The organism is Herminiimonas sp. CN, assembly GCF_000622895.1.
GTDB lineage: Bacteria > Pseudomonadota > Gammaproteobacteria > Burkholderiales > Burkholderiaceae_D > AVCC01.
This window is the reverse complement of the sequence record NZ_AVCC01000126.1, coordinates 1-5,799: the sequence shown is the minus strand read 5'-3', so window position 1 is coordinate 5,799 and position 5,799 is coordinate 1. Positions and strand designations below refer to the sequence as shown.

The following is a 5,799-nucleotide window of genomic DNA, read 5'->3' as shown; positions in this document are numbered from 1 at the left end:
CATCCGGCACGCATTTGGCGTGCCGGCGCATGCAATCGATTGCATCCAGGGGCAGCACATCGGCGTGGTCGATGATGTAATGACCACCGGAGAAACCCTGAATGAACTGGCCGCCACCCTGAAACGCTTTGGCGCGGCACGCGTCACCAATCTGGTCTTTGCACGCACCGGCGTGCATTAAAGCCGCTGCCTGCATTAAATTTTATTAACCGCTGGAGAATAGCTTGTTCCATGTCGTACTGGTTGAACCCGAAATCCCGCCCAACACCGGCAACATCATCCGCCTGTGCGCCAACAGCGGCGTGCAGCTGCACCTGATCGAACCGCTCGGCTTTGCGCTCGACGATGCAAAAATGCGCCGCGCCGGGCTCGATTATCACGACTATGCAACGATGCAGGTGCATCGCGACTGGGCCGCCTTCCTCGGCACTGCAGCGCCCGACCCGAGCCGCATGTTCGCGCTCACCACGCATGGCTCGACCCCGTTCGCAGCGGTTGCCTTCCAGCCTGGCGACGTGTTCGTGTTCGGTGCCGAAACCCGCGGCCTGGACCCGCAACTGCGCGACTCCTTCCCGCTGCAACAACGCATCCGGCTGCCGATGCGTCCGAACAATCGCAGCCTGAACCTATCCAATACGGTTGCTGTCGTGGTCTATGAAGCGTGGCGGCAAAATGGTTTTGCCGGCGGAGTTTAGCGCAGCAAAATCATATTACCAGGAGTATATTAAAAAACATTGAGATTACCGCACATTTTCAGTGCGGTTGTTAGAAATACCAAGCCCAGTAACAGCAGATGTGAAGCGCCTGCAGTCAGATGCAGGCACCTCGGACCCGCACTACCTTTCCGGCTCGATGCGCACCACCGTATAGGCGTTGTTGATGATATCGACGTGAAAACGAATTTTCTGCTCGACCTGCACCTGCTCCAGCATGGCCTGATCCTTGACACGGAACATCATCGTCATCGGTACCATGCCCAAATTGCGGATCTCGCCGTGCTGAATCGTGATCTTGCCGGCAGCCTTGTCCACTTTTTTGACCACGCCTTCCGACAATACCGGCTCGGCAGGGATGACCGCATTCTTTTTTGCCGTATCGGAAACAGCTTCCGGTGTTGCCGCCGATGCCGGCTGCGCCAGCGCACAAGCCAGTGCCAGACCGCATCCTATCTTGCTCATTCGGTTCATCTTGATCCTTTCATTTTGCGTTGCCATTGTAATGCTGGTACACCGTGGTGCGGCCGTCGGCGCGAAATGCCAGCACATCGTACGGATCGCTGCGCGGCCCTTCCATGCCGGGCGAACCCGCCACCATCGCAGGCACCGCCAGCCCCTTGATTGGCGGACGCTCAGCCAGCAGGCGCTTGATTTCGCGCGCCGGCACATGGCCTTCCAGCGCATAGCCGCCGACCACGCCGGTGTGGCAGGAGCCCAGCGCCTGCGGCACGCCGAATTTTTCCCGGTAGCCGGTGGTGTCGTCGACGTCATGCGCACGCACGGTGAAACCGTTGGCACGCAAATGCTCGACCCACAGATGGCAACAGCCGCACGTTGGGGTTTTGTACACTTCGACCGCCGGCAACGCGGCGTGCGCCTGCAAGTGCACGCCCAGCGCACTTGCCAATAGGGACTGCAATACGGTTCGACGCTGCATCACTCACTCCTGGATACGGTTATCGGATTTCTGACCGGCGTCAAGCACGCTGACCCGGCCGCGCATGCCGGCTTCCGAGTGGCCGGCAATCAGGCAGGCGAAATCGAAGGTGCCGGCGCGGTTGAACTGCCACACGATTTCCGCGCTGCCGCCGGGGCTGACGTGCGCCATGTACGGCGCCGCGTGTTCCATGGCCGGGAATTTGCGCATCATTTCGGCATGCTGCTGCAATTCCGCCGCCGTCCCCAGCACCATTTCATGTCCGAGCCTGCCGTTATTGACCAGCACGATCTTGACGGTTTCGCCGGACGCCACGGTGATCGCATCCGGGATGAAGCGCATCTCGTCCGTCATTGCAATCTGCACCACGCGCGCAACCTTGGCCGGATCGCCATCGATGCCGAACGGCTTCTGTCCAGCGGCAGGCGCGGCCGCGTGCTGCATTTTGGCGCTCTCGGCGTCACCGTGGGCCAGCGCGGTACCGGCCTGCATCAGCCATGCGGCGCAGCCTAAAGAGCATAGTATTTTCAACATGTTTTTCAGCATTTTTTTTACTCCATTCATTCAATTCCAAACTGGATCGGATTGACGGATTACGGCCGCATCCCGGGCGAATACCGGTAGCGGAGATCCTGCGCGCAACCGGTTCGGCAGGCGTCAATCGGCATGAAAAATCAAACGGAAGGAACGCGCGGAGGATGTTCGGGCGGTGCTGGCGTGACGCGCGGCAGGTAGGCCGGCGTATACGCAATCGGTCCGCACAGCGCATCGAAGGCAGGAAATGCATCGGACTGCAGCAAGGCTGGCACTGCCGCCGGGCAACAGACCTCGCAGGCCACGCACGCGCCGCCGGCTGCGTGGCTGCCGTGGTGCGACGCATCATCATCGGGCGCTTGATCGGGCGCTTGATCGGACGCCTCGCACGGCCGCGCGGCGGCCTGCTGCAGCGCATGCGCATCATGCCGGCCGGCTGACGCAAAAGCCTGCAGCGGCAGCGCCAGCAGCATCCACAACAGCATTGTCTTGAGCAATTTATGCATGGCGCAAGGTTAGCACAGCCGGTTGCGCCGCAACATGAGGGGGTGCGCAATGGCCGTCATGTCAGCCGCCCGAGCGGGCTTTTTGCAGCAGCTGGGTGGTCGAGCGGTCGTGGGCAAAATCGATCGCCACCGCCTGTCCGCCGTAGGCCAGCACCGCCTGCCCTTCCGGAATCGCGGTCATGTCGTAATCGCCGCCCTTGGCGTAAATCGCCGGATGCGCCTGCTGCACCGCTTCCAGCGCGGTATCCTCGTCGAACGGCACCACCAGGCTGACCGACTCCAGCGCCGCCAGCACCGCCATCCGGTCGGCGCAGGAGTTCAGCGGACGCTCGTCGCCCTTGCCCAGCCGCCTGACCGAAGCGTCAGTGTTCACCGCCACCACCAGCGACGCTCCCAGCGCGCGCGCCTGCGCCAGATACGTTACATGGCCGCGATGCAGGATGTCGAACACGCCGTTGGTCATCACCACCGGCTGCGGCAGTGCCGCCACGCGGGCCTGGAGTTCGGTGCGCGGGCAGAGCTTGGATTCAAACAGCGGCGGCATAGGCATCATGGAAAAAATCTGCAAATCTCATTAAAAACATGGAGTATGCCAATAAACACACAAATTTACGCATGGATTTATTTCCATACAGAAAATACTCGCTGAAATATTTGGCGACGCTCAGGCCGCTGCCGCGCTGGCGGCCAGCCGGGCGGCAACTTCCTTGCGGTAATGATTCAAATCCTGCACCGAATCGAAGCTGCGCTCCAGCAGCAGCGACAGATTGTGCAGGATGCGCTCGACCACCTTTTGCTCCCATGCACCGTCGAACTTGATCTGATCGTCCAGCCAGCGCTCCAGCCAGCCTGGGTCGGGCACGCGCGACTGCACGGTATCGTTCGGATAGAGCGCGTGATTGACGTGCAGATTGGTCGGGTGCAGCGGTTTTTCAGTGCGGCGGGCCGACGCCATCAGCACGCCGATCCGGGCAAAAGCGGCGCGCGCCTGGTCGCCGCCAACTTGCAGCGCCTTTTTCATGTAACGCAAATAGGCGCCGCCGTGGCGCGCTTCGTCCTGGCTGATCAGCTTGTAAATCTGCTTGATGACCGGTTCCTGATGCCAGTCGGCGGCGCAGCGATACCAGTGGTTGAGACGGATTTCGCCGCAAAAATGCAGAGTCAGGGTTTCCAGCGCCGGCGCCGGATCGAACTCGAAACGCACCCGGTCCAGCTCGGCTTCGGTCGGCACGAATGCGGGGCGGAAGCGGCGCAGGTATTCGATCAGCGCCAGCGCATGCTTTTGCTCCTCGAAGAACCAGATCGACATGAAAGCGCAGAAATCGCTGTCATCGCGGTTGTCGCGCAAAAACATCTCGGTGGCCGGCAGCGCCGACCACTCGGTAATCGCATTCATCTTGATGGTTTGCGCCTGCTCGTCGGTGAGCAGGCTGGCATCGAAGCTGTCCCACGGAATATCCGTCTCCATGTTCCAGCGCACCTGCTCGAGCGATTTAAACAGTTCCGGATACAGCATACGCGCCTTCAAACTTGTGGAATCTACCAGTTGATTCTAGCAGAGATGCCCTGGCATTTTTAAACCCGGCCGGTTTCCGCGCAGCGCAGCGAGCGGCAACTGCGAACATTGCCGGAGCACTCATCAAAAATACCCCGCCTCACTGCATTACATGCGGCATCGCAATAAACAGCTCCCGGCACAAGCATCAAAAAGGCTAGCAATTAGCTCAAATAACTAAAACTCGGAGCAGCTTTACCGTTAATATTGCGCTGAGACAATTTAAAACTACTTGCGGATCGATCATGCATACAATAATTACCAAAATGCGCAACTGGAGCATCGGGACCAAACTCGCGCTCGCAATATTTCTGCTGATTGGCGGCCTGTACACCTGCTTTACGATCGCGATCGGCTACTCGAACACGCAGTTAATGAAAACCCAGACGCTCACCGGGGTCAAGACGCAAGCCAAAATGGTAGTCGACATGATCGAGGTCGTCGATAACACGGCCCGCAACGAAACCGGCCGCTTCGCAAATTCATTGAAAAACCATTTCCGTGGCGGATTTGCGCTCGATACGAGCGCCATGGTCGATGTCGGCGGCACCCAGGCGCCGACGCTGAAGAATGGCGACACCGTGCTCAATCTGAATTACGCGGTGGTCGACAACTTTCCCAGCCAGGGCGGCGTCAATGCCACGATTTTCGTCAAGTCGGCCGAGGATTTCATCCGGATTTCGACCTCGGTCAAAAAAGAAGACGGCCAGCGCGCAGTGGGCACCACCCTCGACCACAACCATCCAGCCTATAAGCGCCTGCTTGCCGGCGAACCGTTTGTCGGGCCGGCACAGATATTCGGCCGACAATTCATGACTCAATACGACCCGATCAAGGATGGCGCCGGCAAAGTCATCGGCATCCGCTCGGTCGGCGTGGATATCAACGAGACGCTGGCTGCGCTGAAGAGCAAGATCAAGGATATCAAGATCGGCCAGACCGGCTACTTCTACGTGCTCGATGCGCAGGAAGGCCCGAACTACGGCAGGCTGACCATCCATCCGAAGATCGAAGGCGAAATCCTGCTGGAAGCGAAAGACGCCAACGGAAAATACTTCACCAAGGAAATGTTGACGCAAAAGCAAGGCATCATCACCTATCTGTGGCAAAGCAAGGGCGAATCATCGGCGCGCGAGAAGATTGTCGTCTACGACCACATCAAGGGCTTGAACTGGGTGGTCGCCGGCGGCGTATATACGGACGAAATCACCGATGCGGCAATATCGCTGTTCAAAATTTATGCGGTCATCGGCACCATTATCAACCTGACGATGGCCGGCCTTTTGTTTCTGATAATACGCACAATGGTCAGCCGGCCGCTCGGCGTCGCGACGCGGGCCGCGCAGCAGATTGCCTCGGGCGACCTGACCACCTCGCTCAAAAGCACCGGGCGCGACGAAATCGGTCAACTGACGGACGCCATGAACGGCATCAGCCAGAATCTGTCCAGCGTGGTTGGCAACGTGCGCCTCGGCACCGACACCATCGCCGTGGCTTCCGGCGAAATCGCCTCCGGCAATGCCGACCTGTCGTCGCGCACCGAATCCCAGG

Annotated in this window: 9 protein-coding genes; 3 read left to right on the top strand and 6 right to left on the bottom strand. The window is 59.5% G+C overall.

Annotated features, from left to right (window positions below):
• The coding region (locus tag HMCN_RS0116775) for a ComF family protein (protein WP_025918464.1) at positions 1-181 on the top strand (181 nt) is incomplete at its 5' end.
• Positions 182-224: 43 nt separating this feature from the next.
• A complete protein-coding gene (trmL, locus tag HMCN_RS0116770) occupies positions 225-695 on the top strand; it encodes a tRNA (uridine(34)/cytosine(34)/5-carboxymethylaminomethyluridine(34)-2'-O)-methyltransferase TrmL (protein WP_025918463.1) in 471 nt (156 codons plus the stop codon).
• 141 nt (positions 696-836) lie between these two features.
• Here trmL and HMCN_RS0116765 read toward each other — a convergent pair whose 3' ends face one another.
• The 6 genes from HMCN_RS0116765 to HMCN_RS0116740 all read right to left on the bottom strand — a co-directional run bounded on the left by HMCN_RS0116765 (position 837) and on the right by HMCN_RS0116740 (position 4,209).
• Positions 837-1,178 (bottom strand): copper-binding protein, encoded by a 342-nt coding sequence (locus HMCN_RS0116765; RefSeq protein ID WP_025918462.1) that lies wholly within the window; start codon positions 1,176-1,178, stop codon positions 837-839.
• Positions 1,179-1,197: 19 nt separating this feature from the next.
• The gene (locus tag HMCN_RS0116760; protein WP_025918461.1) at positions 1,198-1,653 is read right to left on the bottom strand and encodes a DUF411 domain-containing protein; all 456 of its coding nucleotides are present in this window, start codon (positions 1,651-1,653) and stop codon (positions 1,198-1,200) included.
• A gap of 3 nt (positions 1,654-1,656) precedes the next feature.
• Complete coding sequence (locus tag HMCN_RS0116755) at positions 1,657-2,187, bottom strand: plastocyanin/azurin family copper-binding protein (RefSeq protein WP_155837616.1); 531 nt, start codon at positions 2,185-2,187, stop codon at positions 1,657-1,659.
• Positions 2,188-2,327: 140 nt separating this feature from the next.
• Positions 2,328-2,693 (bottom strand): hypothetical protein, encoded by a 366-nt coding sequence (locus HMCN_RS0116750; protein ID WP_025918459.1) that lies wholly within the window; start codon positions 2,691-2,693, stop codon positions 2,328-2,330.
• Between the two features lie 61 nt (positions 2,694-2,754).
• A complete protein-coding gene (locus HMCN_RS0116745) occupies positions 2,755-3,243 on the bottom strand; it encodes an adenylyltransferase/cytidyltransferase family protein (RefSeq protein WP_051567027.1) in 489 nt (162 codons plus the stop codon).
• Between the two features lie 114 nt (positions 3,244-3,357).
• Positions 3,358-4,209, bottom strand: a complete 852-nt coding sequence (locus HMCN_RS0116740) for an acyl-ACP desaturase (RefSeq protein ID WP_025918457.1) — start codon at positions 4,207-4,209, stop codon at positions 3,358-3,360.
• Positions 4,210-4,493: 284 nt separating this feature from the next.
• Between HMCN_RS0116740 and HMCN_RS0116735 the strand changes: the two genes are divergently transcribed.
• On the top strand, positions 4,494-5,799 hold a 1,306-nt coding region (locus HMCN_RS0116735; protein ID WP_025918456.1), incomplete at its 3' end, for a Cache 3/Cache 2 fusion domain-containing protein.

Bases quoted from the DNA above. Each gene is read 5' to 3' on its own strand.
- HMCN_RS0116765 (WP_025918462.1), bottom strand. From the start codon at position 1,178: ATGAGCAAGATAGGATGCGGTCTGGCACTGGCTTGTGCGCTGGCGCAG.
- HMCN_RS0116760 (WP_025918461.1), bottom strand. From the start codon at position 1,653: ATGCAGCGTCGAACCGTATTGCAGTCCCTATTGGCAAGTGCGCTGGGC.
- HMCN_RS0116755 (WP_155837616.1), bottom strand. From the start codon at position 2,187: ATGTTGAAAATACTATGCTCTTTAGGCTGCGCCGCATGGCTGATGCAG.
- HMCN_RS0116750 (WP_025918459.1), bottom strand. From the start codon at position 2,693: ATGCATAAATTGCTCAAGACAATGCTGTTGTGGATGCTGCTGGCGCTG.
- HMCN_RS0116745 (WP_051567027.1), bottom strand. From the start codon at position 3,243: ATGCCTATGCCGCCGCTGTTTGAATCCAAGCTCTGCCCGCGCACCGAA.
- HMCN_RS0116740 (WP_025918457.1), bottom strand. From the start codon at position 4,209: ATGCTGTATCCGGAACTGTTTAAATCGCTCGAGCAGGTGCGCTGGAAC.